The 26900-nt window shown below is 56.8% G+C and carries 24 protein-coding genes and 1 pseudogene; 5 read left to right on the plus strand and 20 right to left on the minus strand.

Translation table 11 applies throughout. The annotated features are described in order from the left end of the window. Nucleotides 1–3: 3 nt before the first annotated feature. Nucleotides 4–927: a magnesium transporter CorA family protein gene (locus tag ACA053_RS13970; protein WP_497317935.1), complete on the plus strand. Its 924-nt coding sequence runs from the start codon at nt 4–6 to the stop codon at nt 925–927. Nucleotides 928–1060: 133 nt separating this feature from the next. Here ACA053_RS13970 and ACA053_RS13975 read toward each other — a convergent pair whose 3' ends face one another. Continuing rightward, a complete protein-coding gene (locus ACA053_RS13975; RefSeq protein WP_497395977.1) occupies nt 1061–1396 on the minus strand; it encodes a DUF2834 domain-containing protein in 336 nt (111 codons plus the stop codon). A 247-nt stretch (nt 1397–1643) separates the two neighbouring features. Between ACA053_RS13975 and ilvA the strand changes: the two are divergent. Further along, a pseudogene (gene ilvA, locus ACA053_RS13980) lies at nt 1644–2639 on the plus strand (threonine ammonia-lyase, biosynthetic); the annotation flags it as partial. Between the two features lie 33 nt (nt 2640–2672). Here ilvA and eco read toward each other — a convergent pair. Further along, on the minus strand, nt 2673–3155 hold the full coding sequence (gene eco, locus ACA053_RS13985; protein ID WP_497395979.1) for a serine protease inhibitor ecotin: 483 nt from the start codon (nt 3153–3155) through the stop codon (nt 2673–2675). A gap of 385 nt (nt 3156–3540) precedes the next feature. On the opposite strand from eco, the gene ACA053_RS13990 reads away from it, so the two are divergent. Continuing rightward, nucleotides 3541–3810 carry a DUF1652 domain-containing protein gene (locus ACA053_RS13990; protein WP_497395981.1) on the plus strand — a complete coding sequence of 90 codons (270 nt, stop codon included), beginning with the start codon at nt 3541–3543 and terminating at the stop codon, nt 3808–3810. Here ACA053_RS13990 and ACA053_RS13995 read toward each other — a convergent pair. Together ACA053_RS13995 and ACA053_RS14000 are read right to left on the minus strand one after the other, a co-directional pair. Next, complete coding sequence (locus ACA053_RS13995) at nt 3807–4202, minus strand: hypothetical protein (RefSeq protein WP_497395983.1); 396 nt, start codon at nt 4200–4202, stop codon at nt 3807–3809. The two genes, ACA053_RS13990 and ACA053_RS13995, sit on opposite strands and share 4 nt — an antisense overlap. 90 nt (nt 4203–4292) lie before the next feature. Further along, a complete protein-coding gene (locus ACA053_RS14000; RefSeq protein WP_497395985.1) occupies nt 4293–4559 on the minus strand; it encodes a DUF2790 domain-containing protein in 267 nt (88 codons plus the stop codon). 509 nt (nt 4560–5068) lie between these two features. Between ACA053_RS14000 and ACA053_RS14005 the strand changes: the two genes are divergently transcribed. Further along, nucleotides 5069–5365, plus strand: a complete 297-nt coding sequence (locus ACA053_RS14005) for a hypothetical protein (protein ID WP_109630981.1) — start codon at nt 5069–5071, stop codon at nt 5363–5365. An 82-nt stretch (nt 5366–5447) separates the two neighbouring features. On the opposite strand, the gene ACA053_RS14010 is transcribed toward ACA053_RS14005, so the two are convergent. Genes ACA053_RS14010 through ACA053_RS14030 form a run of 5 tightly spaced genes read right to left on the minus strand, consistent with a single transcriptional unit; the run spans nt 5448 to nt 12117 of the window. Next, complete coding sequence (locus ACA053_RS14010) at nt 5448–7577, minus strand: lipase family protein (protein WP_077747820.1); 2130 nt, start codon at nt 7575–7577, stop codon at nt 5448–5450. A gap of 12 nt (nt 7578–7589) precedes the next feature. Then, the gene (locus tag ACA053_RS14015) at nt 7590–8435 is read right to left on the minus strand and encodes a hypothetical protein (protein ID WP_497395988.1); all 846 of its coding nucleotides are present in this window, start codon (nt 8433–8435) and stop codon (nt 7590–7592) included. Continuing rightward, the gene (locus ACA053_RS14020) at nt 8386–9204 is read right to left on the minus strand and encodes a hypothetical protein (RefSeq protein WP_497395990.1); all 819 of its coding nucleotides are present in this window, start codon (nt 9202–9204) and stop codon (nt 8386–8388) included. The genes ACA053_RS14015 and ACA053_RS14020 overlap by 50 nt, the downstream gene beginning before the upstream one ends. Beyond that, a complete protein-coding gene (locus tag ACA053_RS14025; protein WP_497395992.1) occupies nt 9197–10048 on the minus strand; it encodes a DUF4123 domain-containing protein in 852 nt (283 codons plus the stop codon). Before ACA053_RS14025 ends, ACA053_RS14020 begins: the two co-directional genes overlap by 8 nt. Continuing rightward, a complete protein-coding gene (locus ACA053_RS14030; RefSeq protein ID WP_497395994.1) occupies nt 10045–12117 on the minus strand; it encodes a type VI secretion system Vgr family protein in 2073 nt (690 codons plus the stop codon). The genes ACA053_RS14025 and ACA053_RS14030 overlap by 4 nt, the downstream gene beginning before the upstream one ends. A 483-nt stretch (nt 12118–12600) precedes the next feature. On the opposite strand from ACA053_RS14030, the gene ACA053_RS14035 reads away from it, so the two are divergent. Continuing rightward, the gene (locus ACA053_RS14035; protein ID WP_497394665.1) at nt 12601–13536 is read left to right on the plus strand and encodes an IS110 family transposase; all 936 of its coding nucleotides are present in this window, start codon (nt 12601–12603) and stop codon (nt 13534–13536) included. Between the two features lie 119 nt (nt 13537–13655). On the opposite strand, the gene ACA053_RS14040 is transcribed toward ACA053_RS14035, so the two are convergent. The 11 genes from ACA053_RS14040 to ACA053_RS14090 form a co-directional block, all read right to left on the minus strand. Beyond that, a complete protein-coding gene (locus tag ACA053_RS14040) occupies nt 13656–14600 on the minus strand; it encodes a carbohydrate kinase family protein (protein ID WP_497395996.1) in 945 nt (314 codons plus the stop codon). A gap of 13 nt (nt 14601–14613) precedes the next feature. Further along, nucleotides 14614–16110 (minus strand): xylulokinase, encoded by a 1497-nt coding sequence (gene xylB, locus ACA053_RS14045; RefSeq protein ID WP_497395998.1) that lies wholly within the window; start codon nt 16108–16110, stop codon nt 14614–14616. 157 nt (nt 16111–16267) lie between these two features. Further along, a complete protein-coding gene (locus ACA053_RS14050) occupies nt 16268–17740 on the minus strand; it encodes a mannitol dehydrogenase family protein (RefSeq protein ID WP_497396000.1) in 1473 nt (490 codons plus the stop codon). Nucleotides 17741–17755: 15 nt separating this feature from the next. Continuing rightward, complete coding sequence (locus ACA053_RS14055) at nt 17756–18859, minus strand: ABC transporter ATP-binding protein (RefSeq protein ID WP_497396002.1); 1104 nt, start codon at nt 18857–18859, stop codon at nt 17756–17758. A 32-nt stretch (nt 18860–18891) separates the two neighbouring features. Beyond that, on the minus strand, nt 18892–19722 hold the full coding sequence (locus ACA053_RS14060) for a carbohydrate ABC transporter permease (protein WP_462010068.1): 831 nt from the start codon (nt 19720–19722) through the stop codon (nt 18892–18894). Between the two features lie 10 nt (nt 19723–19732). Beyond that, nucleotides 19733–20659, minus strand: a complete 927-nt coding sequence (locus ACA053_RS14065) for a carbohydrate ABC transporter permease (protein WP_497393206.1) — start codon at nt 20657–20659, stop codon at nt 19733–19735. Between the two features lie 167 nt (nt 20660–20826). Further along, a complete protein-coding gene (locus ACA053_RS14070) occupies nt 20827–22137 on the minus strand; it encodes an ABC transporter substrate-binding protein (protein WP_497317964.1) in 1311 nt (436 codons plus the stop codon). Between the two features lie 339 nt (nt 22138–22476). Next, a complete protein-coding gene (locus tag ACA053_RS14075) occupies nt 22477–23382 on the minus strand; it encodes a helix-turn-helix domain-containing protein (RefSeq protein WP_497396004.1) in 906 nt (301 codons plus the stop codon). 80 nt (nt 23383–23462) lie between these two features. Beyond that, nucleotides 23463–24350, minus strand: a complete 888-nt coding sequence (locus tag ACA053_RS14080) for a phosphatidylinositol-specific phospholipase C domain-containing protein (protein ID WP_497396006.1) — start codon at nt 24348–24350, stop codon at nt 23463–23465. 186 nt (nt 24351–24536) lie between these two features. Beyond that, nucleotides 24537–25403 carry a phosphatidylinositol-specific phospholipase C domain-containing protein gene (locus tag ACA053_RS14085; protein WP_497396008.1) on the minus strand — a complete coding sequence of 289 codons (867 nt, stop codon included), beginning with the start codon at nt 25401–25403 and terminating at the stop codon, nt 24537–24539. A 151-nt stretch (nt 25404–25554) separates the two neighbouring features. After that, nucleotides 25555–26850: a glycosyltransferase gene (locus ACA053_RS14090; RefSeq protein WP_497396010.1), complete on the minus strand. Its 1296-nt coding sequence runs from the start codon at nt 26848–26850 to the stop codon at nt 25555–25557. Nucleotides 26851–26900 lie beyond the last annotated feature (50 nt).

Below are 26900 nucleotides of genomic sequence, written 5' to 3' on the forward strand. Positions count from 1 at the left end.
CCGATGATCAGAAGCTTTCAACTGGTCGGCGGCGCCTTGCAATCGGTCGAGCGACTAGACGCTGAGGTGATGTTGTTCAGCAATCCCGATGCCGCCGAACGGGATCTGTTGCACAGCCATTTCAAGCTCGATGAGCACGCGCTGGCCTCGGCCCTGGACCCTGACGAGGTGTCGCGCATCGAGTTTCACCCCGACAACCTGTTCCTGATCTGGAAGCGCCCGGAGAATTACTCCGGCGCCGGCAGCCTGGCCTTTGAAGTGTCGTCCTGTGGCCTGTTGTTTTCAGCGCAGCGATTGCTGGTGATTGCCACCGACGATGCGCCGCTGCACGGGCTCGGCACCCGGCAGCGGTTGAATACGCCTCTGGATGTGCTGCTCGATCTGCTGTTCAACAACATCCATCACTATTTGGGTCATCTGAAGGTGATCAAGCTGGTTGCCCGGGAGTTGCAACAGAAATTCAACGCCTCGATGCAGAACCAGCACCTGATCCAGATGTTCAACCTCAGCGAAAGCCTGATCTATTACATCAACGCGATTCACAGCAACGGCGCGGTGCTGACGCGGCTGCGCAATCACGCGGCCAAGGAACACTTCAGCGCCGAAGCCATCGGCCTGATCGACGACCTGATCATCGAAAACAACCAGTGCTACAAACAGGCGGAAATCTATTCCACGGTGTTCTCCGGGCTGATCGATGCCCGGGGTAACCTGATGAACAACAGCATGAACAACCTGCTGCGCAAACTGACATTAATTAACGTGGTGTTTTTGCCGCTGAACCTGATTGCGAGCATTGGCGGCATGTCCGAGTTCAGCATGATGACCGGGGACACGCCGTGGTGGGTGTCGTATCCGTTGTTTCTGACGGCGATGATGGTTGGAGCGGGGGCGATGGTGCTTGGGCTCAGGCGGTTGGCGAAATGACGGTGTTGGCAGTCAGGCCGCAATCGCGGGCAAGCCCGCTCCCACAGGTCAGGTGTCGTCTGTAAGAACACCGATAACCTGTGGGAGCGGGCTTGCCCGCGATTGCTTTAGCAGCATCAAAACAACTTCCGAATCAGGCTTGCTGGCTCGCATCGACGCAATTCCTGCGGTTCTTAAGCCCCCGAACCACGAGGTACAACAACGGCCCGACAGACACGAAAACCGCGGTGATCAACAAATACGGAATCACCGACAACCCCGACTGCCCACGCTTGCGCGCATCCTGGTACATCCAGACCCCGGCCAGAATCGCCAACAGATAAAGATCAATCACCACCTGCGCAGTATCCGGGCGCGACATCAGGCTGATGCCGAAATCGATCAACGACTGTTCCGCCTGGAGCATCACGGAAACGGTGTAACCGGCAAAGGCGATCAGGGCAATGAGGGGCAGGGCGACAGACTTCATGGTTTCCTTCCTTGGGCGATGAGCAGTGTCGCCAGCCTACAGAGGCCGCAGAAAATTGGCCATTGACTTGCCCTCGATGCCCGGCTAATTTCCAGCCATGACTTCCACCGTATTGCGCTGCCAGCCAAGCATTATTACCGCCATTCCTTATTTGGCGGGCTAGCTCACGACTGCAGCACCCAACCCGCCCTAGAGGCGGGTTTTTACTTTCTGTCTCCCGGGCTTTGATCAATGTCAGGAGACGACCATGAGCAGCACCCCCGCCCAGCAGGCTTTGCTTGAGCACTACGTGAAAAAGATCCTCGCCGCGCCGGTGTATGAACTGGCCGTGCGCACACCCTTGCAACCCGCGCCAGCGCTGTCCGAGGCCTTTGGTAATCAGGTCCTGCTCAAGCGCGAAGACTTGCAACCGACCTTTTCATTCAAGATCCGCGGCGCTTACAACAAACTGGTGCAACTGAGCGATGAGCAAAAGGCTCGCGGCGTGATCACCGCTTCAGCGGGCAATCACGCCCAAGGCGTGGCACTGGCGGCGCGTGAGCTGGGGATCGCCGCGACCATCGTCATGCCCTGCACGACGCCAGAACTGAAGGTGCTCGGGGTGCGCAGTCGGGGGGCTGAGGCGGTGCTGCACGGAGAGAGTTTTCCGTTCGCTCTCGAATTTGCGCTGAACCTGGCCGAGCAAACCGGTCGCACCTTCGTCTCGCCTTTCGACGACCCGGATGTGATCGCGGGGCAGGGCACCGTCGCCATGGAGATCCTTCGCCAACATCAAGGCCCGCTGGACGCGATCTTCGTCCCGGTGGGTGGCGGAGGATTGATCGCCGGCATCGCGGCGTACGTCAAATACCTGCGACCTGAAGTGCGCATCATCGGCGTCGAGTCAGAACATTCGGCTTGTCTGTACGCCGCGTTACAGGCTGGCGAGCGGGTTGTATTGCCCAACGTAGGAACATTCGCCGATGGCGTGGCGGTCGCACAGATCGGCGCTTATGGATTCGAAGTGTGTCGGTTTTGCGTTGATGAGGTATTGACTGTGAGCAACGACGAGCTGTGCGCCGCGATCAAGAATATCTACGACGATACCCGCTCGATCACCGAACCTTCCGGCGCTTTGGCGGTGGCCGGCATCAAGAAGTACGTCGCTCGGACCGGTGCGCGTGGTCAAACGCTGGTGGCGATCGACTCTGGCGCCAATATCAATTTCGACAGTCTGCGGCACGTTGCCGAGCGCGCCGCGTTGAGCGGCGCCTCAGCATGAGGAGGGGCAACGCGATTATTCCTGAACGGCTTTCTCTACCTTGCTCGACGCCGACCAGATCCGATAGCGGACTTCGACGTCCTTGGGCACGTAGAGCACGATCGGCAATTTGCTGTTGTAGCGAAGCATGAAGCCGTCCCCGACCACCGGCACGAACTCCTTTTTACTCTTGCCGTCGGGACAGGCCATCATCGTGCTCATCGGGCCGATGACTTTTTCCAGGCGGTAAAAGGGGTAACCCCAGCCTTCAAGATTCTTTTCTTCAAGGATACCGCCCAGGCGTTGGCGATTGCAGTCTACGGTCAGGGTCTTGCCGGCCAGCACCTCAACCTGGAAGTTTTCTTCCTGGGGCTGCGGCGCTACATGAATGACCTGGCGGGTAAATCCGCTCTCGGCTTTGGGAAACGGCGCGACCGTTTCGAGCTTGGCGGCATGGGCCGCGCCGGACAATCCGGCCACAATCAGCCCGACGGTAGTGATACAGGTCGATGAACCCATGATGCCTCCTTGCGTGTGAGTAAAGTCAGCAGATACTGGATTGAAAGGCGCATTCTTACCGTCGCCCACCACCAATGCAAATCCGCTCGGGGTTGTATGCAAATTGCAGGGCTTGAACGGCCCTTTCTTGCAGATTGCATGAAGCCATTTATATGCAAATCCGCTAAATCATTGATTTGCCGATGAGCTGCACGGCGAAATTTGCGGCATGTTTTATGCTCAAGCAGTTCATAGGTTGACCGGGACAATATTGAGTCAGCTGTGGAACGAGAAAACGGTCCGTTGTTGAGACGCAGATGCCCCGCGAAGGAAGTAAAGCGGGAGATCTCAGCACCCGCCGACGTTGGATATTAATTGGCAATCTCACAATTAGGAGAGGGTCGCCATGTTTCTTTCTGCCTTGGAGTTACGCAATATCGTTGAAAGCAGTTTTCTGCCGAAACGCTGTCAGTGCACGCTGTCGCCGGACCTGTCGATGACCGTCAAGGTGTATTCCGATCGTGAAACCGATCACCTCGATCTGATGGTGACAGGGATAAATGCCAAACACCTGAACGGTTGCCGTGAAATCAACGACTTGATTGCAGGTCTACGTTCTGAGATGCAGCAGCGGGACGCGAGTCAGACACTGCATCCCGACAGGAAAGCGCTTTAGCCCGCAGTTTCGAGTTCTGCTGAAATGCGCCGGGTCTGGATAAACCCCAGTCCCAGCGCCGACTCGACCATCACCGCCAGCAAAATGCCCGGCCCGGCATGGCCATTGAGCCATTCGCCGAAACCCAGCACTGCCAGGCCAAAACAGCCGACGGTAAACCCGGTGCTCAGCGCATTACGGGCGACAGACGTCGCCTCGTTTCGAACCAGATAAAACATCACGCCCAACGCCGCGAACAGCACCGCACTGCGCCGCGCAACAAACCCTGCCGCCGATGAAAATTCAATACTCCAGATCGCCAGTAGCCAATCCGGCATCAAACCCCAGACCAGGGCCAGCAGAAAACATAGAAGGGAAGTGAAGGTCGACAGAGTGCGAAACGATAACTGCATGGCGAATCCTTGCGGCAGTGAGGGAGGCGCCAAAGCATAGCGCCAGAACCCTCACATGAGTACCGCAAAGTGCAAAATCAGACCTTTCAGTCAGTTCTGATAACTGCACGCGTCAGAAAGCTTCCGGTAGCTGATTTCTTCAGGCTTGCCTGACGTATCGATGTACTTCATATCGGCCGTGATCACTTTGCATTCCAGTGTGTTCGGCTCAGTCAGCGCGACTACTTTGCCGATGTTCAGTGGCATGCCGTAGTGATAAGGGGTGGCTTGAGAGGGCGACGTGTCGTTGGCCTGCGCAAGACCGGTAAACGCGGTGCAGGCGAGGGCGGAAGTCATCAGCAGCGTGCGGATGTTCATGGGGCGATCTCCAGTGCAGACGTTGAGTCAGCTCGACGGATTGAGCGTCGAACCTGCCGCACTGGGCGTCAGAGGTACCTGAGGGCGTGCGGTCCAGTAAAGTCTTGGACCGCGCGGTTAACGGATGGTTAACCCGGCTGAACGCCGCCTGTCGCGAGTTTTTTCTGTCGGATGATTCGTTAGGAAAGCGTCTACGAAGTCTTCGGCTTGGTCCTACAAGGTCAGGCGCTTTGTCGACTTTCGCCGGATGGGTTGAAGCGATTACTGTTTGGGCTCGCTGCAAAATCAGCGGACAGGTTTGGTCACCTGTGAGAACAGTGCACATATGTGTGCCATGATTCGCCAAGCGGACATCTACGTCCTTATAGCGCATCGTTGTGGCGGCTGTGTGCAGGACGCCTTCGGGCGAGCTGAGTTACTGTTCTCGGTTGACCAAGCCTGTATACAGTCCGCCTCCCATCGTTTGGTCACGGTGGGGCGGTTACTTCAAAACAGATGAGTAACTTTCTATGACAACGCTAAACGCATTTCCCGATCGCTACCGTTCAATCAACAGCAGCGTTACCGACTCAAGTCCCTTGGTGATCGACACCGAAGCCAATCCCCAAGACATCCTCGAAGCCGCTCTACAGCGGGTCCGGGCTTCCAGTCAGCTGCTTGAAACGCTCCACTGCCAATGCTTCAAGCACGGCGATGTTCAGGATATCCCCCACATCACTCATGCGGTTTACCTTCTGACTCAGGATGGTTGTGATCTGTTGCAGGTTGCCCAGCAGCGGATGATGGGGTGGAAGGCGCCGGTCTGACGCCACTGCGGTACATAACAAGCCAGTCTCCTGCGGACACTGGCTTGTTTACACGCGTACCGAGTTAAAGCATTCCTGAAAACTACGCTGTCCTCAGGTCACTGCTGCTTGCATCAGGAATCATCGCGAGCTGGACCTCGACACTGTTTTCTTTTTTTGCCATCCAGCGATCTACGTTGATTTTATGTTCCGGCGCTTGAGTGGCGGAGCCGTAGATGTCCTCAGGCACTAGTTTGAGGAAGCTAAGGGTGTGAATCCGTTGTCTTGATGTATCAAGCCGTCCAATTTCTGCTCTCAACACATTTGCCTCTTGCTGGTACTGCCGACGGTCAGATTGGTAAGCGAACCTCAGTTCAGCTTCTTTCGCCTTCAGCCGCTCCTGCATCTCTTGCAATTGGTAGTAAACCTGGTCGTACTCTGTTTTGGTAACCACGGTAGTCCCGCTTTCCTGGGTTTGCTGCCAGCGGCGCAATGTTGCCCAAGCGTACGGAATGTAGGAGGGCACCATGTAGTGATCGCTCATCTGGAACAGTTGCATCACAAAAGCATCACGGTCGGGCATATCGCCGAACTTTTTCAATGCCTTGGTGCAAGCCGCCTCTTCGATAGAGTCGCAACCTGGGTCCCAGAGAACCGCGGATTGCTCGCGCCCTTTAAAATGAACGGGCATGAAATGGTGCAGATTACCCTGGTGTTCGTATGGAGCACCGCCAGTTCGCGACAGGCCTATAGCGAAAATAAGTGCGCCTAAAGGGGCGGTGACAAAACTGAGGACCACGCCGGGCATCCAGATACTTTTGCGGGTGTTCATCCAGGGCGCGGGAACACTTGGAATAGGGTCGTTGCTGTTGACCATGCGGTGATGGGCCAAGCCTACCGCGCCATTGACGAAGTCGGCGTCGCCGGCTCGTGGCGAGCCGTAGGTATAAAGCAATATGTCGTACGCATTTGGACTGCGTCGTAATGCTTCTGCGAGCAACGTCGCGATTGCCCCGCCTAGGCTATGTCCGCAAATAATGATCTTTTGCCCCGTGTGGAACTGGTCGAGGTAAACCTGAACAAATTTACTCATCGCCTTATAGGCCTTGTAGAAACCTTGGTGCGTTTTACCTACACCTTCTTCAAATGGAACTTGCTCTGCATCGGTGTCTCGCACAAAGTCCACGAGTTCTTTCGTTCCACGGACGGAAATCAGAATGACTTCGTCATGGTGGGTTATGAAAGCCTGAGTATCACTACCACCTTTTACTTTCCCATCATCAAAGAAATGCCATTTTGCAGGACATTCCTGCTCTTCGCCTAATTCAGGTTTGTTTTTTTCGTAGAGTGTCGGATCAAATGGTAGGACTTCGAAACGCTTCGAGTACGGCACATCTTCATAAAGCGGGTAGTAAGGGGTCGTCTGGGCTGAATTGATTTTCCAAGCTTCTTTGAAACTAGCCAGTCCATTCCCAAACAAGTATCCGACGCTCGGATCAAGAGGGAATTTGACAGTGTCTGTTGGCTGTTCGGCCGGTTCTTGACCAAAATCACAGTAGCTAAGACTGGCAAACAAAGAAAGCTGATACAAATTCAACGCGCTGAATTTATTGTCTTTTGAAAGCATGGGCCGAAAAGAGCGTAATGGACGAACTTCAAGAGCTGTGTGCTTTTCTGGAAGCAACACAACTCCCCATAGGCCCGGTTTTTCTTGACCGAATCCTAGGTCACCCATTAAGTTTAGAAGATTGTGATTCGGTGGGTATTTGCTTTTTGACTCAGGAGGAAGATGGGCATGTATTTTAACTAGGTGTTGAACTTCGACGTGAAAAAATTGGTCAGCTTTCGCTTTTGCAGGATTATTTTCAACCCGTAGGCCATCCTTGCGAATAAAGCGGGTTGTTTCGGCTCGCACCTGTAATTCGGTAATTTTTAGAGGGTAACTCGGTCGTGTCATTAGAGATTTATAGAGCTTATCGTCTCCTTTGTAGCCGCTATCAACTGTGAGAATGACAGGGCCTTCGTAATAGTCGCAAACCTTGGCGAAACCTTCAGAATCTAAAATCCCTTCATGGGATTGCTCGGTACTATCAACAAGTTTGTAGGCTAAACCGGCATAAGGTTTACCATTCCCTGACTCATCCACTAGTTGAAAACTAACCCACGTGCCTCTGAGTGGGCAAGCTTGTTTAGTGTCAGTCAGTAGCGGTTGTACTGGCTTCTTTGCTGGCATGTGTGAATTTCCTTATTCGGTGCAAGCCGGATAGACGGTGCAGTCACGTCCATCGGGCATTTTGAAGGGTTTAAAGTCAGTTTTATTGTCTCCGCAGAACGCATAAGGATCCTCAAGGCTGTCACCCATGCAACGCTTCCAGCCAGACGGGAATTTTACCCAGTTATCACCTACGGCCGGTCTTTCTTCGCTTGAAATAGCAAAAACTACTTTAACCGTCTTTCCTACCAATTGAGCACGTTGCAGCGGACCTTTTGCAACTGCGCCACTTTCCTGTTCAGGCGTTGCCACAGATTTACATTTTAGAATTTTAGCTATGTAACGATTGGGACCTACCGTACGAAACAACCATTCGCACTGTTTCTGTAGTGTCGTAGGTGAAGGAGGGCTGAGATTGTCCGCAATTCCATCCTGAAACGAAATCCCTGTGTAATCCCTGCCTAAATTGAGGCGGGCAGCTCCGTATTTTGCGTCGACCTCATATCCGAAACTTTTAAGTACTAAAGGGCAGCCTCCTTCATTGCTTACCAGTGGGACTTCGAAATGTGCCGTCTGCGCTTCGTTATTAAGTTCTTGCTCAAAAAATTTTTTGCCAGGGTAATTACGCCCATTGCGAGGCGGGATCGTACAATTCTCTCCCGTTCTAGGCACATAAGACGCTTCGCCTTTAATGCTGAATCCGGGTGGCAGTTCAGTGATCAGCGTAAAGCTATCCTGTTGTGCGACGGAGCAACCTGTAGCCCCAAACGCTCCCAAACCGATAGCCGCTGCTCGAACAAGTCCAGTGTAAAAGTCGCGATAAAGCATTTTATAGTCCTTGTTCGGTGCAGTTGGGGTAGACAGTGCAGTCACGTCCATCCGGCATCTTGAATGGTTTGAAGTTAGTCGTATTTCCGTTACAAAACCCGTAGGGGTCCTCGATGCTTTTCCCCAGGCACCGCTTCCAGCCTTCGGGAAATTTGATCCAGGTGTCTCCCATATAAGGAAGCTCTTCATGTGCCAGTGAAAATATAGCAGTTAAAGACTTTCCCAAAAGCTCGTCACGTTGTATGGCTTCGGGAGTAGTAGGGGCGGCGACTGCCTTGCAACTAAGTATCTTGCTGATATTGTTTTTTGGTCCGGCTGTGCGAAATAACCATTGGCAGTTTCTTTGAAGTGTGTTTTGGTGCGTTATTGGTGAGGTACTGATCGCTTTATCTACAAAAGAAATCCCAGCGTAGTCTCTCCCTATGTTTAGCCGGGTTCGGCCATATTTTGCGTCTACTTCATAATCAAAACGTTTAAGCACTAAAGGGCAGCCTCCTTCGTTGCTTATAAGGGGGATTTCAAATCGTGCTGTTTGCGCTTCGATTTTAAGATCTTGTTTGAAAAATTTTTTGCCCGGTTGGTTTCTTCCTTCGCGAGCCGGGACTGTGCAGCTTTCCCCCGTACGCGGCACATAAGACGCTTCACCTTTAATGCTGAACCCAGGTGGCAGTTCCGTCAGCAACGTAAAACTATCGGCAGGCTTGATGGCCGAACAGCCAGAAGCCGCCACCACGCCCGCCGCAGCGAGGAACAAAGGCAAGCATCCAGAAAAGTGTTCAGCCGCAAACGCTGTTATGCCAGCCGCCACAAACTTACTCACGCTCTGGTTTGCCCAAACTCGCGTCAAACACCCGCTGACACCGCGCAAAATGCTGCTCTGGGGTTTCACTCGGCAATGGCTGCCAAGCCACGTCTTCTGCGCATTTGGGATCAAGTCTCAGGCTGAGCATGAATTCGCGTTGTTCTGGCGTGTTCCATTGCCAGGTTTCAAGCAGGTCCATCTGTTCTTCCAGCCATTCGCGGACATTGCGGGTTTCGGAGAGTTTGGCGGCGGCCTCGACGTGGTACACCAGCAGCCAACGTTTCAGGTTTTCACGCAAGATGCTGCGGGTACGCTCCGGCGCGTTTGGAATTCGCAACCACGGCGCGGGGTTGGGCACCGGGTACATGCCGGGGCGGGCGTTATCGGCGCTTTTCCATTGCTCCTCGTCCCAATACAGCACGCTGCTGATCGGGCCTAACAGCAACGGCCATTCGGTTTCGCTCAAGTTAGCGAGGCATCGAGCAATCACCCGATTGTCCTGAAAACGGAACAACGATCGTTCGCCGTCTTCCTCAATGACCATCCGCGCTTGCCAGTGTTGGGTCAGGCCGTCGAGGTCGGCTTTTTCCATGCTGCCGATCCAGCCCCAGTTGCGCTGCGGGTCGTCCAGCAGTTTGCGGAAGGCATCGGCGTTGGGTTCGTGCAATTCGGTCAGCCACGGGCTGATGGCGGCGAAGTCGGCATATTGGGTGCGTCGATAGAGCTGCACCGAGCGCTTCATCAATCCGGCGCTGTAGAGCGAAGTGACCGGGTTCGGCTCAGCGAGGCTGTCCAGGGCCAGGATCAGCACGCGATTGAGTTTTGCCTGTTCGCCGAGCCAGTTGTTCAGTGCGTCGCTCATGCTGCAGTCCCCAGATCGCACTTGCCTTCACGGCAGGCTTCGCAAATCGGGCAGCGTATGTCGCCCGACGCACGGGCGGCTTTGGCCATGGCCATTTGTACGGCGGCCGGGACGAGCAGGGCGCCGGCTTTGTCCTGAGCGGCGGCCCACGGGATGACGGGCGGCAAAATCTGAATCCCTGTCCCCACCCCAGGCGACCCCCCGGTGTTCACTTTCACCTCAGCCCCACTGATCGTCACACCCCCCGCATCAACCTTGACGAAACTCCCGCCAGCCTTGGCCGTCAGTTCCATTCCGCCTTCAACCACCACCTTCTCGCCAGCGTGGTAATGAATCTCCTGACCCGCCTCGACAAACTGCGCCGTCCCGACCTTCACATGCTGGGTCACCGCCACGGTCAGGTGATCATCCGCCCGCGCTTCAGTCTTGCGGTCCAGATGGGTAATCCGGTGTTCTTCAACCTTGAACTCGCTGAAAACATTGGACTCGACCGTGTCATGGCGTTCATTGCCGATGCGGATTTTCTGGTCGTGTTCGATGTTTTCATCCCAGTCGCGCTGGGCGTGCAAGTAGATTTGTTCCGCGCCTTTCTTGTCTTCGATGCGGAACTCGTTGTAACCCTTGCCGCCCGGTGAGCTGAGGGTTTTGAAGGTGCTGCGGGTCTTGTTCGCCGGCAGGTCGTAGGGGACGACGTTTTCCTTGTGGAACAGGCAGCCGGTGATCAGCGGTTGGTCGGGGTCGCCTTCGAGGAAGGTGACGAGGACTTCCATGCCGACCCGCGGGATGGCGATGCCGCCGTAGGCACTGCCGGCCCAGCCGGTGGCGACGCGTAACCAGCAACTGGTCTTGTCGTTGGCCTGGCCGTCGCGGTCCCAGTGGAATTGCACTTTGACGCGGCCGTATTCGTCGCAGTGGATTTCTTCGCCGGGCGGACCGGTGACGATGGCGGTCTGGCTGCCGAGGACTTTCGGTTTCGGGTGTTCGAGGGCAGGGCGGAAGTGCGCGTCCCACGGGGTGGCGAGGAAGCGGTTGCGGTAGCCCTGATGGAAATCGTCTTTGTTGTGGGTGACGTCGCTGGTGACGTTTTTGCCGAGCACTTGCGGCTGCTTGCCTTCGTGCACGACTTCGAGCAACAGCCAGAGGTCGTTCCACTCGGCGCGCGGGTGTTCGCTGAGGGCCATGAAGTGGCCGCTGACCAGGGTGGGCTCGTCGCCTTTGCCTTCGGCGAGTTTGTAGTCGCTGCGATGGCGTTCCAGCGCGCGGGTCGCCAGTTGTTTGCCGCGTGCGCGGTCGGTGAAACGGCCAGGATAGTCGTAGTCTTCGAGGTCTGGAGCGAAGGTACTCTTGGCGGCGCCTTCGGGCAGGATGCGTGGTTTTTCGAAATCGTAGTCGCGGCGGCTGACGCGGGAGGTGCGGGTTTCCAGGCGCAGGTTGAAGCGCTTGATCACCGGTTTCGTGGCGGCCATGCCGGAGTCTTGCTGGTAGGCCACGGGCGCGAGTTTGCGGAACACCGTCTGGTCATCGCCGAAGACGAGTTTGTGGCCGCTGGCGCTGTGTTGGAAGTGGAAGTGAATGCCTTCCTCTTCACACAGACGCTGGATGAAATGCAGGTCGGATTCGTCGTACTGCACGCAGTAATCGCGCTCGGGGTAGATCGCGCCGAGCTGGAAACTGTAGGCGTCAGACAGGATGCCGCGCGCCTCAAGTACCTGGGCGATGACTTTCGGCACACTTAAATGCTGGAAGATCTGCTGGTCATGGTTGTGGCGCAGGTAAGCGAGTTGCGGGACCAGGCTGATGCTGTAGCGCGTCAGGCTTTTGCCGGAGTCGCCTTGCTCGATGCGATAGACCAGACCGTGAATGATGCCTTCGCCGGTTGCGCCGAAGGTCAGGCAGCCAGGCTTGTGCAGCAACTCTTCGAGCTTCAGGTCGGGACGGGCGCTGACCAGTTCGATGTCGAAACAGAATGGCTGATTGAGGGTTTCGCGACCGACGAAGCTGAGCACTTGCAGGTCAACGGAAACGCCTTCCAGCGTCAGGGAAATATGGGTTGCGTTCGCGTCCAGCATGCCTTTAATTCCGTCCTTTGAATAAGCTGGTGCGGATGGTGCAGCATTAAACCGCCTCGTTCAAGGCGCAAATGGCGTAGGTGTGGATGCCTTGGGCTATCAGGAAAACCCCTAGGTACACGGTTTGGGCCAATGAATGCTGGACTTAGTTCGTCATCCGTTCCTGAACATGACAGCGTCACACCTTTGCGGCGATCCCGAATTGACAGTCATTTCAGGCTTTCGATGGTGTGACCGTTGGATTGGCGGCGTGTGTTACATCGCCATCGCGAGCAGGCTCGCTTGTATGTTTAGACTTGAAGGGGTGGGTGGGACTACAGACTCGATTCTGACTCTGACCAGTACAGACTGTGGGAGACTTCTCGTCCCGCCCCTTCTACCCAAAGCGCCGATAAGGAATTCATCGGTAAACCGACGATAGAGACAAGCCAGCGCAACGGTAGACCCCAACAAGCACTTAAACCCTAGCTCCGAGGATTCGTCATGACAATCCTTACTTCGCAGACGGTTGTTGGTATCGATATCGCCAAGGCCCAAATTGCTGTCTATCGCACCGACCTGCAAATCATTCAAGACATCAAGAACGATCGAACCGCCCTCAAGCGTTGGCTTAAAACCCTGCCTGCCCAAAGCGCTATCGCCGTTGAAGCCACCAACATCTACCACTTGGACACGGTAGAGCTGGCCCATGAGATGGGTCATCAGGTCTACGTGGTGGATGCTTATCGCGTGAGTCATTACCGCCGTGGCGTTGGCCAACGAGCCAAGAACGATCCCTGCGATGCGCGTTTGCTGGCGCGTTACCTGGAGAATGAACAAAGCAAACTGCGGGTCTGGAGCCCGCCACCCAAGGCCTACAGCTCGCTGAAAAGCCTGCTTCACAGACGTGCAACGCTGATCCAGAACCATGCTGGGCTGATGTTGAGTTGGGCCAATGAACCCTTGTTGAAGAAAGTGCAGGTCGCTCAGCAGAAGGCGTTCAAGCAAGCGGATCAGGCGATTCAGAAACTGCTGCGCAAGGTCAGCAAAGAGGCGGGAATTGAGGCGAATATTGATCGCTGCAAAGCCATCGAAGGCGTTGGGGAACTGACCGCAACCGGGTTGGCGACGACCTTTATGCGGGGCGATTTTGCGAACAGCGATGCGTTCATCGCATTCCTGGGAATGGACTTGGCAGTCGAAGACTCCGGCAAGAAGAATGGGCAGCGGTACCTGACCAAAAAAGGAGATCCGGAGGTTCGTCGTTTGGCGTACAACGCCGCAATGGCGGCGTGTCGCTCGCCTAAATGGAAGCCGTTTTACGAGGCATACCTGGCTAGAGGCTTCTCGAAAACCCAGGCCTTGGTTGTCTTGGCCCGAAAGCTCTGTCGAGTGGCATTTGCCCTGATGAAAAATCAGAGCGAATACCTGTCAGCCTGAGAATTCAGGGTTGCCGGGCAACATAGAATCTCCCACATTGGATCGTTGCCGGGCACACAACCTGTGTTCACTGAAGATCTACTGTGGGAGCGAGCCTGCTCGCGATGAGGGCCTTACATTCAGCGCATTTCCAACTGCTGCCGATACGGCAAATCCGGCCCGGTCTTGCTGCAGGTCAGCGCCGCGGCACTCACCGCAAACCTCAACATCCCGTCGATTTGCTCGCGCTCAAGCGATTGCACACCTTCAACCGAATCCAGCTGCTGCTCCGTCAGCCAGGTAATCACCGCCGCCTGGAACGTATCGCCCGCGCCCACGGTATCGGCGATTTTCACTGCGCTGGCCGGCACTGACCATGAGCCATGCTTGCGGCTGAACACCGTCGCACCTTCGCCACCGCGGGTCAAAAACACCAATTGACAGCGATGCTGCAGCCAACCCTCAATCACCCGCTGCGGATCCTGCTCGGGATACAGCAGGCTCAAATCCTCATCGCTGACTTTGATCAAGTCGGCCAACTCAACCAGCGTCGCAATGCGCGACCGCCATAGGTCGATATTCGGCTCAGGATTGAGTCGCACGTTCGGATCAAGGCTGATCAGGCGTTTACCGCTTTCGCGCTGCACCAGCGTCAGCAAGGTATCGGCAATCGGCTGCACCACCAGCGAAAACGAACCGATGTGCAAACCGCGCACGTCAGGCCCCAGCTCCGGCAGGTGCTCGGATTTAAGCTGACGATCTGCGCAACCTTCACCGCGAAAGCTGTAGTGTGGTGAGCCATTGGCGCCGACCGCGACCATTGCCAGCGTGGTCGGTGCGGCGAAGTCCACCAGGTAGTCGGGACGCACGCCCTCATTCTGCAAAACCTGCTGCAAGCGTCGACCGAGGTAGTCGGTGGAGAGTCCGGCAAAGAGTGCCGCGTCCACGCCCAACCGCCGCAGTCCGACGGCGACGTTGAACGGCGAACCGCCGGCAATCGCCTTGAAATTCACTTTTGAAGCCAGGCCGCTGGCGTCGTCTTCACTGAAGAAATCGAACAGCGCTTCGCCACACACCAGATACATAATTATTCGCTCGTTAAAGGGTTACGACATGCTGTTGATAGCGTTCATAGGCCTGCTGACAGGCCGCCACATTTTCGGCAATCGGCAAGGTTTCACTGGCCGGGTCGAGCTTCACGCAACGCTCGCAAAGGTCCGCCAGACTGTCCTTGTGGCCGTTTGCCCAAGACTTGCACCACGCCGCCTGAATCGCCGCGCCGAGGGCGGCGGCTTCGCTTTGTTCGGTGCAGATGACCGGGGTGTTCATGATGTCGGCGACGATCTGGCGCCACACCGGGCTTTTCGAGCCGCCGCCGATCAGGCAAATGCTGCGGCTTTGTAAGCCATTCTGGCGCAGCAGGTCCAGTCCATAACGCAAACCGAAGGTCGTGCCTTCCACCACGGCGCGACACAGGTTGGCTTGGGTCAGGTTGGTCATGGTCAGGCCGAGCAGGCTGCCGGTGGCATGGGGCAGGGCGGGGACGCGTTCACCGTTGAGGAACGGCAACATGCACACGCCGTCGGCACCGATGGGCGCTTGTGCCACCAAGGCATTGAACTGTTCGATATCGAGCTCGAACAGCTCACGAATGACCCCGGTGGCGTTGGTCAGGTTCATGGTGCAAATCAACGGCAACCAGCCACCGCTGGAAGAACAGAAGGTCGCTACCGACGCATCCGGGCTGACTTTCGGTTGGTCGGAATAGGCGTACACCGTCCCCGAAGAGCCGAGGCTCATGGTGATCGCGCCGGGCTTGATGTTGCCGGTGCCGATGGCGCCCATCATGTTGTCGCCGCCACCGCTGGAGACCAGCGCTTGCGGGTTGATGCCCAAGTGCTCGGCGATGCTCGGCAGGATCGTGCCGACCGCTTGATGGGCGTCGATCAACTCCGGCAACGCGGCTTGCAGACGGCCGCTCGGGTCGATGTCGCGCAGCAACTGCAAATCCCATTGGCGGGTTCGCACGTTGAAATAGCCAGTGCCGGAGGCATCGCCATACTCGCTGCAACTGCGGCCGGTGAGCCAATGATTGAGGTAGTCGTGGGGCAGGAGGATGCGGGCGATTCGGGCGAAAATGTCCGGGTGCTGTTCTTTGGTCCACAGCAGTTTGGACACGGTGTAGCCCGGCGCGATGACCACGCCGAGGCGTTCCAGTGAGCCCTTTTCTCCGCCGAGGTGAGTCAGCAGACGGTCGTTCTGCGGGGTGGATTCGGTGTCGCACCAGAGCTTGGCCGGACGCAACACCTGGCCCTGTTCGTCGAGCAGCACCAGGCCGTGCTGCTGGCCGGAGACACCGATGCCGAGGATGTCCTGACCGTCGACATTCGCCGCGAGTAACGCGCGGCGGGTGGCCAGGGTGAACGCTTCCAGCCACTGGCTGGTGTCTTGCTCGCGACGACCGTTGGCACCGCTGATCAAGCTGTGCACGGCGGCGCCCTGACCCAGGACCTGGCCGCTGTGGGCGTCGAGGATCACGGCTTTGGTGCCTTGGGTGCCGCAGTCGATGCCGAGGAAGAGGTGTTGGTTTGTCATGGAGAGTCCTTGGTGTGTCAGGTCGATTTCGGTGAAGCCAATCGCGAGCAGGCCCGCTCCCACAGGAGATCTTCAGAGGCCACGATTTTGTGTGCGATACCGATCCAGTGTGGGAGCGAGCCTGCTCGCGATGACGGCAGTCAATCCACCGCCGCACTTACGCCAACACCCGCTCCAACGTCCGCGAAACCCCCACCTCCCGCAAGCTGTTGCAGCACCATTCAAACGCCGCCACAAACTCCGGCGAACGCGGAATCGCCGTACCAAAGATTTCCTCGACCTCCAGCAACCGTTGGGTAATCAACACATCATCCGCCACCAACGCCTGGCAGAACGTCGCCCGCGGATCGGGAATCGAGTAGGTATCGCCATTCTCATCCACGCCCTTCAAATACAACGCCCAGGCCGCCACCACCAACGCCGCACGCTTGGTCTCCTGGCCATCGGCGATCAAACGATTGATCGTCGGCACAGTGAACTTGGGAAACTTCGACGAACCGTCCGAACAAACGCGCTCCAGCTGATCGGCAATCGCCTGATTAGAGAAGCGCGCCACCAGCGTGTTCTTGTAGTCCGTCAGATCAATCCCCGGTACGGGCGACAGTTGCGGTGTGACATCCAAGTCCATGTAGGCACGCATGTAACGCACGAACAGCGGGTCATTCATGGTCTCGTGAACGAAGCGATAACCCTTCAAAAACCCAAGATACGTCAGGGCCAGGTGACTGCCGTTGAGCAGTTTGATTTTCATCTCTTCATAGGGCGTGACGTCGTCGGTGAATTGCACGCCGACCTTTTCCCAGGCCGGACGCCCGTTGACGAACTTGTCTTCCAGCACCCATTGCACAAAGGGTTCGCAGACTACCGGCCAGGCATCGTCCAGCGCATGTTTGTCGGCCAGTTGCAGGCGATGTTCGGTGCTGGTCATCGGGGTGATGCGGTCGACCATGGCGTTAGGGAAGCTGACGTTGCTCTCAATCCAGTCGCGCAGATCGGCATCGCGCAAAGCGGCGAACGCCAACAAGGCTTTGCGGGTGACCGCGCCGTTGTGCGGCAGGTTATCGCAAGACATCAAGGTGAAGGCCGGCGTGCCGGCGGCGCGGCGTTTGGCCAGTGCGGCGCAGAGAAAGCCGAACACGGTTTTCGGTGCGTTCGGGTTCGCCAGGTCGTACTGGATTTGCGGCAGGTGGGCCATGAACTCGCCGTTGCTGTCGTCGATGCAGTAGCCGCCTTCGGTGATGGTCAGCGAAACGATGCGGATCTCTGGGCTGGCGAGTTTGTCGATCAACGCCTGCGCGCCGTCTTCGGCCAACAGCATGTCGCGAATTGCACCGATGACCCGGACTTCGGTGTCGTCGGTATCGCCGAGTTCGAACAGGGTGAACAGGTAGTCCTGCTCCTTCAGATCGTCCCGGGCGCGGCGGTCTTCGGCGCGCAGGCCGACTCCGCAAATCGCCCAGTCCAGGCCTTCGCCGGTGTTCATCAGCGCGTCGGTGTAATACGCCTGATGAGCACGGTGAAAACCGCCGACGCCAATGTGGGCGATGCCCTGGCGCGTATCGCTCAGGGTGTAGGCCGGCAGGACCACCTCGGGGGCGAGGCGGTTGAGGTTGTGTTTATTGAGTTTCATCACAGGCTCTCTAAATCAGGCCGCTGCGCGCAACGGGCGGGTCAGCGCCACGCCGTCGGCATCGAATAAATGGCAGTGTTCGGCGTCCAGGTGCAGGCTCAAGGCTTCGCCGTAGCGGCTGGCCAGGTCGCCGCGAACGCGCATGGTCAGCGCTTCGCCGGAAGCGGTCACGACGTGGCAGAAGGTGTCGCTGCCCAGGCGTTCGCTGACGTCGGCAGTGACTTGCAAGGTGCAGTCGCCTGTTTGCGCGAGGTTGAGGTGCTCCGGACGAATGCCCAGGGTTACGGCGCCACCGACGTTCAGATTGGCGCCAGCCAGCGGAAGCGTGATGCGGGTGCCGGCGTCCAGCAGGACTTCGCAGCTTTGGCTTTCGACGCGGGTGACTTTACCCTTGAGGAAACCCATTTTCGGCGTGCCGAGAAAGCCTGCGACGAACAAATTGGCCGGCTGGTGATACAGATCCAGCGGCGAGCCGACTTGCTCGATTTTGCCGCCATTGAGGACGACCACTTTGTCAGCCATGGTCATCGCTTCAACCTGATCGTGGGTCACGTAGATCATCGTGGCTTTCAGGTCTTTGTGCAGACGCAACAGTTCCAGACGCATCTGCACCCGCAGGGCGGCGTCGAGGTTGGACAGCGGTTCGTCGAACAGGAAGATTTTCGGGTTGCGCACGATGGCGCGTCCGATGGCTACGCGCTGACGCTGGCCGCCGGACAACTGTTTCGGTTTACGTTCGAGCATCGGTCCCAGCTCAAGGATGCGTGCCGCTTCGCCGACTTTTTTCTCGACTTCGGCTTTCGGCACACCGGCCAGGTCGAGGGCGAACGACATGTTTTTGCGCACGCTCATGTGCGGGTACAAGGCGTAAGTCTGGAACACCATCGCCAGGTCACGCTTGGCCGGGCTGACTTCGGTGATGTCGCGGCCATCGAGTTCGATGGTGCCGCCGCTGACTTCTTCCAGCCCGGCGATCAGGCGCAGCAAGGTGGATTTGCCGCAGCCCGACGGGCCGACGAAGACCACGAATTCCTTGTCGTTCACTTCCAGGTCGATGCCCTTGATGATGGAAAAGCCTTCGAAGCCTTTTTGCAGATTCTTGATTTTCAGGTTGGCCATGGTGGCGCTCCTTTGTGCTTATTCTTTGAGGGCTATTTCACGGCGCCGAACGACAGGCCGCGGACCAGTTGTTTCTGGCTAATCCAGCCGAAGATCAGGATCGGTGCGCAGGCCAGGGTCGAGACTGCCGACAACTTGGCCCAGAACAGACCTTCGGGACTTGAGTAGGAGGCGATCAGCGCAGTCAGTGGCGCGGCTTTCGATGAGGTCAGGTTCAGCGACCAGAACGCCTCGTTCCAGCACAGGATCAGTGACAGCAGCACCGTGGACGCGAGGCCGCCCTTGGCGATCGGCAGCAGCACCCGGACCATTTCCTGCCACAGGGTCGCGCCGTCCAGGCGTGCGGCTTCGAGGATGTCTTTGGGGATGTCCTTGAAGTAGGTGTAAATCATCCAGACCACGATCGGCAGGTTGATCAGCGTGTAGATCACGATCAGTGCGATGCGCGTGTCAAGCAAACCGAAACTCTTGGCCAGCAGGTAGATCGGCATCAATACGCCCACCGGCGGCAGCATCTTGGTCGAGAGCATCCACAGCAGCGTGCCCTTGGTGCGCTGGGTTTCGTAGAACGCCATCGAGTACGCCGCCGGCACCGCGATCAGCAGGCTCAGGGCCGTGGCGCTGAAGGAAATCACCACTGAGTTCCAGGCGAAGCTGAAGTAATCGCTGCGCTCGTTGATGTGCAGGTAGTTCTCCAGCGTCGGCGTGAAGATGAACTGCGGCGGCGTGGCGAAGGCGTCGATTTCGGTCTTGAAACTGGTCAGCACCATCCAGAAGATCGGGAAGAAGATCAGGATCGCGATGGCCCAGGCCAGGGTGCCGAGCAGCAGGCTTTGCAGACGGCGGGATTGTTGAAGGGTCATGGCGCAGGCCTCAAGTCTTGTCGGTCAGGTTTTTGCCGATCATGCGCACCAGCACGATGGCCGCGATGTTGGCGATCACCACCGCGATCAAGCCGCCGGCGGACGCCATGCCGACGTCGAACTGCACCAGCGCCTGGTTGTAGATCAGGTACGCGAGGTTGGTCGAGGCATAGCCGGGGCCGCCGTTGGTGGTGGTGAAGATTTCGGCGAACACCGAGAGCAGGAAGATGGTTTCGATCATCACCACCACCGCAATCGGCCGGGCCAGGTGCGGCAAGGTCAGGTGCCAGAAAATCGCGATCGGCCCGGCGCCGTCGAGGCGTGCGGCTTCCTTCTGTTCCTGGTCGAGAGACTGCATGGCGGTCATCAGGATCAGGATCGCGAACGGCAGCCATTGCCAGGAGACGATGATGATGATCGACAGCAGCGGGTAATGCGCCAGCCAGTCCACCGGCTGCGCGCCGAACAGTTTCCAGACGTAGGCGAGAATCCCCGAGACCGGGTGGAAAATCAGGTTCTTCCAGATCAGCGCGCCGACGGTGGGCATGATGAAAAACGGCGAAATCAGCATCACTCGAACGATGCCGCGGCCGAGGAATTCACTGGCTTCCAGCAGCGCACTGATCAGCACGCCCAGCACCACACTGATCAGCAACACGCTGCCCACCAGCAACAGGGTGTTGGTGGCGCCGGGCATGAACCCGGAGTCGGTCAGGAAGTAGCTGAAGTTCTCCAGCCCGACGAACTCGTTTTCACCGGGATAGAGCAGGTTGTAGCGGATCATCGAAAAGTAAACGGTCATGCCCAGTGGCACGATCATCCACAGCAGCAACAACGCCACCGAGGGACTGACCAGAAACCAGCCGGGATTGGCCAGCCGGCTTTTACGCACCGGTTGGGGGATGTCCATGTGAGCTTTGGCAGTTGAAATATTCATGGCATTTAACCGATTAGGACAGACAGACGAAGATCAAAATGTGGGAGCGGGCTTTTGTGGCGAGGGAGCTTGCTCCCGCTCGACTGCGCAGCAGTCGCAAAGCTTTTGGGGGCGCTTCGCACCCCAGCGGGAGCAAGCTCCCTCGCCACAATTTGGATGGCTAGGGGTTATTTGGGATAACCGGCGCGCTTCATCTCGCGTTCTGTGGTTTGCTGGGCGGCCGCAAGCGCCTGGTCGACCGTGGTCTGGCCGATCAGCGCCGCCGAAAACAGCTTGCCGACCTGGGTGCCCACCGCCTGGAATTCAGGAATGGTCACCAACTGAATGCCAATGTAAGGCGCCGGCTTGAGGGTCGGCTTGCTCGGGTCCGCCGCTTTCAGCGATTCCAGCGTGACCTTGGCAAACGGCGCTGCACTCATGTAAGCCTCGCTGTAGGTCGAGGCCCGAGTGCCGGGCGGTACGTTGGCGATGCCATCTTTTTCAGCAACCAGCGCACCGTATTCCTTGGAGGTCGCCCAGGCACTGAAGGTTTTCGCCGCGTCCTTGGCCTTGGAACTGGTAGGGATCGCCAGCGCCCAGGAGTACAACCAGGCCGAACCTTTATCGGTTGTCTCGTGCGGCGCGTAGGTGAAGCCGACGTGCTCGCTGACCTTGCTTTGGGTCTTGTCGGTGACGAAGGAGCCGGCGACGCTGGCGTCGACCCAGATCGCGCACTTGCCGCTATTGAACAGCGCCAGGTTCTCGTTGAAGCCGTTGCTGGACGCGCCCGGCGGGCCGGACTTCTTCATCGTGTCGACGTAGAAGTTCAGCGCGTTTTTCCACTCGGGACCGGTGAATTCCGGCTTCCATTGCTCATCGAACCAGCGCGCACCGTAAGCATTGGCGACGGTGGTGATCAGCGCCATGTTCTCGCCCCAGCCGGCCTTGCCCCGCAGGCAGATGCCGTACTGTTCTTTGTCCTTATTGGTGAGTTTGCTGGCGAATTCACCGATCTGGGTCCAGGTCGGGTGCTCGGGCATGATCAACCCGGCGCCCTTGAACAGGTCGGTGCGGTAATAGGTAATGGAGCTTTCTGCGTAAAACGGCAGGGCGTAGAGCGAGCCCTTCACCGAAAGGCCTTCACGCACCGAAGGGAATACGTCGTCGAGAGCGTAAGTCGCAGGCAAATCCTTCATCGGCTCCAGCCAGCCCTTGGCGCCCCACAGTGCGGCTTCGTACATGCCGATGGTCAGCACATCGAATTGCCCGCCTTGGGTAGCGATGTCAGTGGTCAGGCGTTGACGCAGGACGTTTTCTTCCAGCACCACCCAATTGAGCTTGATGTCCGGGTGCTCGGCCTCGAAGGTTTTCGAGAGCTTTTGCATACGGATCATGTCGCTGTTGTTGACGGTGGCGATGGTCAGGGTCTGAGCGCCGAGGCTGACGCTGCTGAGGGTCATGCAGGTGAGGGCAAGCAGAGCTTTTACAGAAGGTTGCATCGTGCACTCCTTTTCTGCACCCGATGGGGGACAGAAGGACAGTTATTGTTTTTGTGTCTTCCGACGGCAGGAAGAATGTGCACTGATTACAGCCTTCAATTGAGGATGAGACAAATCATCCATCGCACTTGAATCGATACTATTTTGCACTGGGGTTTTCAACAGAAGGCACAGGAAAGCGCCTCTTCTTGATAGTGTGACATCGGATATGTACAGGTTTCAGGCCGTAAATACAGCACTTGTGGGAGCGGGCTTGCTCGCGACAGCAATGTCAGCCACATCAATTATGAATGTGCCGACGCCATCGCGGGCAAGCCCGCTCCCACAAGAATTGTGTTTTTAACCTAGATTCTGTTCGGTCAGCCGCTGTACCGCCAACCGCCGGTAATGCGAAGGCGTCATGCCCTTGAGCTGCTGAAAACGCCGATTGAAATTGGAAATATTGTTAAAGCCGGATTCGAAACACACATCGGTCACCGGCTTGTCGCCATCGGCCAGCAACTCGCAGGATTTGCTGATGCGCAGGCGATTGACGAACTCGATGAAGCAGCGGCCGGTAGCCTGTTTGAACACCCGGCTGAAGTAAGTCGGCTTCATGCCCAAGTGCTCGGCGACTTCTTCCAGCGGCAAGTCGCGGGCGTAATGCGCAAAAATGTAATCCACCGCCCGGTTGGTGCGGTCGATGTTGTGTTCATCCGCCAGTTGCGGCGTGTTGGCGCCCGACAGTAATTGAAAGTCGTCCGACGCCGCAAGCAGCTCCAGCAGAATGAAAAAGTGCCCAAGCCGGGTCACGCCTTGAGTGTCGGCGATGCGTTGCATCAACGTCGTCGCCTGGCGGATGGTGTGCTTGCATCGAAATTCGATGCCGTATTGCGCACGCTCCAGCAAAGGGGCCAGGGATTTGAGTTCAGCGAACACCTGATGACCGCTTTCGAACAACTCATCCGTAAAGTTGACCAGCATGTCGCGTTTGGGCACGACCTCATCCTCGGCCACCTGACTGATCCAGTTGTGAGGCAGATTAGGCCCGGTCAGGAACAGGCTTTGCGGGTAAAAGTTGCCAATGTAATCACCGATGAACACCTTTCCGGAACTGGCGACGATCAGGTGCAGTTCGTATTCCTTATGAAAATGCCAGCGCACCAGCGGGCAGGGGAATCCATGCTGGCGATAGATGATCGACAACCCGTTGTGGTCGTCCATCAGTTCGTAGGAGGGGTCGGTGACTCTGGCGGTTCGGGTCATGTCAGGGCGCTTCTTATTGTCATTGCGCCCTGATCATGCCTCTTTCCGGGTAAGGAATGCCAGCGTACAGCGACCCGGTGTCAGGCGGGTTCCCGATCATGCAAGGCTTCGCCGTAAACAGCTTTCATGCTGTTGGCGCTCCAGCAGTAGCGGACTATTTCCGACTCCTCGAAGAAATCCGTGCTGATGACGCTGCAGCGGGTGACCCAGTCGCGGGTTGTGTGAAACCAGTCGTCGATCTGGGTTTTGATGTGCTGGGGTCCGCCCAGCAGCGAATAGCATGTCGCCGGCAACGACCACAGAAATGTCGTATAGGGCGCGTCTATGAGCGTGGTGCGGATATGGGATTGCAGGTCGCTGGCGTCAGTGAATACCTTGCCATTCCACTTATGCGTGATTGATGGCCAGAAATTATCGCTGTACACCGCGAGATTCGGCGGTGCGGCTAGGACAATACGGCGCTGTGAACTGTCGTTTTTGAGCTGCTCGATGGTCCTGTATGCACCCCAAGCAGAGATCAGGCGCAAACGCAGGCGGCGCATCAGCAAATCATAGAGTTGCGAGTGGTCGAAAGGCTTTGACGCATCACCCAGCTGGTGGAAATCGAAGAGGATGAACTCGTCGGGATTTTCATCGAGGAAAGCCGTCACCGCGTCGATCAACTCATCAAGAATGCGGTGGGATTGGTAGCCGTTGTGATGGAAATAGAACACCGGGTCTTGTGGGCCGGCGGTATAGCCGAGCCGAATATCGAACGCTCGTGCGCCATTAGCCAATTGCCAGGCAAATGAATCGTTCTGGCAGGTCGTCCAGTTACCGAGCACCACCTCGTAGTTGGGTGCCTTTTTGTCCATACCGGCATTGTGCGTGCCGGGCCAGACAAGATCGGTCAGCTTCAACCGGCCGATGTCGAGTACGTTACTCATCCACCGGCGTTTATCTAATGTGATTGCTGTATTGCGGGTCATGACAGTTCCTTGTCGTTGATTCGCTCCATCCGTGAGCGAAACCGTTCAGGTGGGGATGTGGCGACGTGCCACATCCCTATTGATCGCCTGCGTATAAAGGCTTTCATGACCCAGCATAGAACTGTGCGGCAGCATTGCCAGTCGCGGAAATACTTGCTTAAAAATTGCCAATTAATGGCGCAGCAGCTAATGGGCTCGTTTGGCGGCTTTACTTAAATTCACCGCTCGGCAGTACGAAACAATCTTGCTCTCTTCAATAAAATCGACGTTGATAATGTTGCACCGGGTCGCCCAGTCGCTTTTATTCGGGTCAAACCACACGCCAAGTTCATCGTGAATATCAACCGGGCCACCGAGCGCGCTGTAACTGGTCGCGGACAGAGACCACGGTGCCCATGTGCCTGGCGGATATTTCATAACTTTTATAATGTACTGTTCCAATTCGGTGGCGCTCGTAATGCCGTTGCCAGACCATTTGTGCTCGACCTGTTCAATGAATACGTTTTGATCCAGTGCCTTATTCCTGGGGGCCGCCACCAAAATGCGTTGCTCGGAACTGATTTGTCTCAGTTGACGGAGGTTGAAAGTCCGATTCTTTGCAGGGATCAATCGCCATCCCAACATGTGGACAATCATTTTGTTGAAGTAAGTAAAATCAAACGAGTCCCCACTTAACTCATGAAAATCGAGAATGATGAATTCATCGGGGTTGTCCGTAAGAAAGTTCCGGACATCGGTCACAAGGTGTCCCAAGGTGCGACCATTGCGGTAACCATTGTGATGGAGGCAGAATTTCCCAAGCCCCGGGGCGTCGGCGTCGTATGTCAATCGGATGTCCAACGCGCGGGAACCATGGCGAAGCTGGGAGTAAAACGAGTCGTGCTGACAGGCCAGCCAATGGGCACCGGGGATAAGCGGCCAGGACGCTTTCCAGTCGCTACCGGCATTATGGGTGCCCGGCAGTGTCATCTCGAAGAGCGACAACGTATCGATGTCCGGTGTAGCGGCCATCCAGTTGTCCGTGGCGTAGTTATTCTGAACAATAGTGTCCATTTAATGCATCCTTGCATTGATGTGTTTCATTAAAATAAGTTGTACCAAGCCTGTTGATCAAACTTGGGTTCGGCGTGTTGTTTATAGAGCGGGTAACAGGCTTGGTCAATAATCGTGACGATGCAAAGTATGTATCGCCTGTGTGCGGCCGCTAAATCGGATTCCTGTTTTTAGCTTCAATCCATTGCCCCATGTATTGCGTGCTTTTGTGGTGGTGATGACGCAACATGCTGCCCGTAAAGTTCTGGCTTCTTAGTTGCGACAGGTGTTGTTGGCAATGCAATAATTTTTCAATCAGGGCGGGGCCATGTTGCGACTGTCGATATCGATCAGCCAATAATACTTGCCCCCGGGATTGGGCCTCCCTCCAAAACGCTTCTTCCTTGTAAAGCTGCACGGCGCAATCGGCGAATTCCTGCGCCGTGCGGGTCACTGCTCCAGGCCAGCGATGATCACCCTGCATCGCCTCGGCGCCGATGGGCGTCGTCACCGATGGCGTGCCACACAACATGGCGTCGACAATCTTGCCCTTGATCCCGGCGCCGAAGCGCAACGGCGCCAGGCACACACGTGCCACCGACATCACCTGCAAGGCGTCTTCTGCCCAGTTCATGATATGAAACCCTTGGGCCGGGTTATGCAGCGCGGTCGCTTTGGGCGGTGTGTAAGCGCCGTAGATATGCAACTGGGCCGAGGGCAGTTGCTCACGGATCAGTGGCCAGATGGCGGTTTTCATCCAGAGGACGGCGTCCCAGTTCGGCGCATGCCGGAAGTTGCCGATGCTCAGGAAATGCGCCCGTTGTTCGAACGGTATCGGCGTCGAGTCCGGTACGTCGACCATCAACGGACACCAATGCAGCAAGTTGCGTGGCATTCTGAATTGCTCGACCAGCAACTCGATTTCCACTTCGGAGATCATCAGGTTCAAGTCGCAACGATACAGCGCGGCAATTTCTCGTTTGGCTAGATCAGTGTCTGCCATCAACTCGAACTCTTCGCGCAACGCTGGTACAAACAACTCGCTGAAATCATTGTTGTCGTCACTGGCCTTCAAGCGATCCTTGAGCCGTTGATGCCGGGCATGGCGCAGGCTTTGCAAATCCGATGTTTCAAGCACACGCAACGCGTCAGGACAGTGTTTCTCTACACGCCAGCCAAATTGCTCTTCCATCAAAAACTGGTCGAACAACACGATATCCGGCGCCAGTTCGCTGATGAACGCGTCGAAGCTGCTGTTGTTCAACTCGATAGGCACTTCACGAATGCCCAGCGCCGTCAGATCTGCCCGATGTTCGCCGGTCCCGGCCGGGCTGCTGAACGTAATGTCCCAACCCTGCTGCAAGAACGTTTCGAGGATCTGCATGACATGCCCACTGGCCGCCGAAGAACGGGGCTCGGGCCAGACGTAACCAATAACCAATACTTTGGTTGCGCGGGGCTGACTCATTAACGGGTATTCCTTGGTGCGGGTAGAGGGCAGAGGAGAAACGGCAGGGC

Source organism: Pseudomonas sp. LBUM1672 (assembly GCF_059695655.1).

Excerpts from the sequence above, each read along its gene's own strand:
- ACA053_RS14050 (WP_497396000.1), bottom strand. The coding sequence starts at position 17,740 with ATGAAACTCAATAAACACAACCTCAACCGCCTCGCCCCCGAGGTGGTC.
- ACA053_RS14025 (WP_497395992.1), bottom strand. The coding sequence starts at position 10,048 with ATGAGCGACGCACTGAACAACTGGCTCGGCGAACAGGCAAAACTCAAT.
- ACA053_RS14090 (WP_497396010.1), bottom strand. The coding sequence starts at position 26,850 with ATGAGTCAGCCCCGCGCAACCAAAGTATTGGTTATTGGTTACGTCTGG.
- ACA053_RS14055 (WP_497396002.1), bottom strand. The coding sequence starts at position 18,859 with ATGGCCAACCTGAAAATCAAGAATCTGCAAAAAGGCTTCGAAGGCTTT.
- ACA053_RS14010 (WP_077747820.1), bottom strand. The coding sequence starts at position 7,577 with ATGCCAGCAAAGAAGCCAGTACAACCGCTACTGACTGACACTAAACAA.
- ACA053_RS13970 (WP_497317935.1), top strand. The coding sequence starts at position 4 with ATGATCAGAAGCTTTCAACTGGTCGGCGGCGCCTTGCAATCGGTCGAG.
- ACA053_RS14035 (WP_497394665.1), top strand. The coding sequence starts at position 12,601 with ATGACAATCCTTACTTCGCAGACGGTTGTTGGTATCGATATCGCCAAG.
- ACA053_RS13990 (WP_497395981.1), top strand. The coding sequence starts at position 3,541 with ATGTTTCTTTCTGCCTTGGAGTTACGCAATATCGTTGAAAGCAGTTTT.
- ACA053_RS14085 (WP_497396008.1), bottom strand. The coding sequence starts at position 25,403 with ATGGACACTATTGTTCAGAATAACTACGCCACGGACAACTGGATGGCC.
- eco (WP_497395979.1), bottom strand. The coding sequence starts at position 3,155 with ATGGGTTCATCGACCTGTATCACTACCGTCGGGCTGATTGTGGCCGGA.
- ACA053_RS14070 (WP_497317964.1), bottom strand. The coding sequence starts at position 22,137 with ATGCAACCTTCTGTAAAAGCTCTGCTTGCCCTCACCTGCATGACCCTC.
- ACA053_RS14080 (WP_497396006.1), bottom strand. The coding sequence starts at position 24,350 with ATGACCCGCAATACAGCAATCACATTAGATAAACGCCGGTGGATGAGT.
- ACA053_RS14060 (WP_462010068.1), bottom strand. The coding sequence starts at position 19,722 with ATGACCCTTCAACAATCCCGCCGTCTGCAAAGCCTGCTGCTCGGCACC.
- ACA053_RS14030 (WP_497395994.1), bottom strand. The coding sequence starts at position 12,117 with ATGCTGGACGCGAACGCAACCCATATTTCCCTGACGCTGGAAGGCGTT.
- ACA053_RS13995 (WP_497395983.1), bottom strand. The coding sequence starts at position 4,202 with ATGCAGTTATCGTTTCGCACTCTGTCGACCTTCACTTCCCTTCTATGT.
- ACA053_RS13975 (WP_497395977.1), bottom strand. The coding sequence starts at position 1,396 with ATGAAGTCTGTCGCCCTGCCCCTCATTGCCCTGATCGCCTTTGCCGGT.
- xylB (WP_497395998.1), bottom strand. The coding sequence starts at position 16,110 with ATGACAAACCAACACCTCTTCCTCGGCATCGACTGCGGCACCCAAGGC.
- ACA053_RS14065 (WP_497393206.1), bottom strand. The coding sequence starts at position 20,659 with ATGAATATTTCAACTGCCAAAGCTCACATGGACATCCCCCAACCGGTG.
- ACA053_RS14000 (WP_497395985.1), bottom strand. The coding sequence starts at position 4,559 with ATGAACATCCGCACGCTGCTGATGACTTCCGCCCTCGCCTGCACCGCG.
- ACA053_RS14015 (WP_497395988.1), bottom strand. The coding sequence starts at position 8,435 with ATGGACGTGACTGCACTGTCTACCCCAACTGCACCGAACAAGGACTAT.
- ACA053_RS14040 (WP_497395996.1), bottom strand. The coding sequence starts at position 14,600 with ATGTATCTGGTGTGTGGCGAAGCGCTGTTCGATTTCTTCAGTGAAGAC.
- ACA053_RS14005 (WP_109630981.1), top strand. The coding sequence starts at position 5,069 with ATGACAACGCTAAACGCATTTCCCGATCGCTACCGTTCAATCAACAGC.
- ACA053_RS14075 (WP_497396004.1), bottom strand. The coding sequence starts at position 23,382 with ATGACCCGAACCGCCAGAGTCACCGACCCCTCCTACGAACTGATGGAC.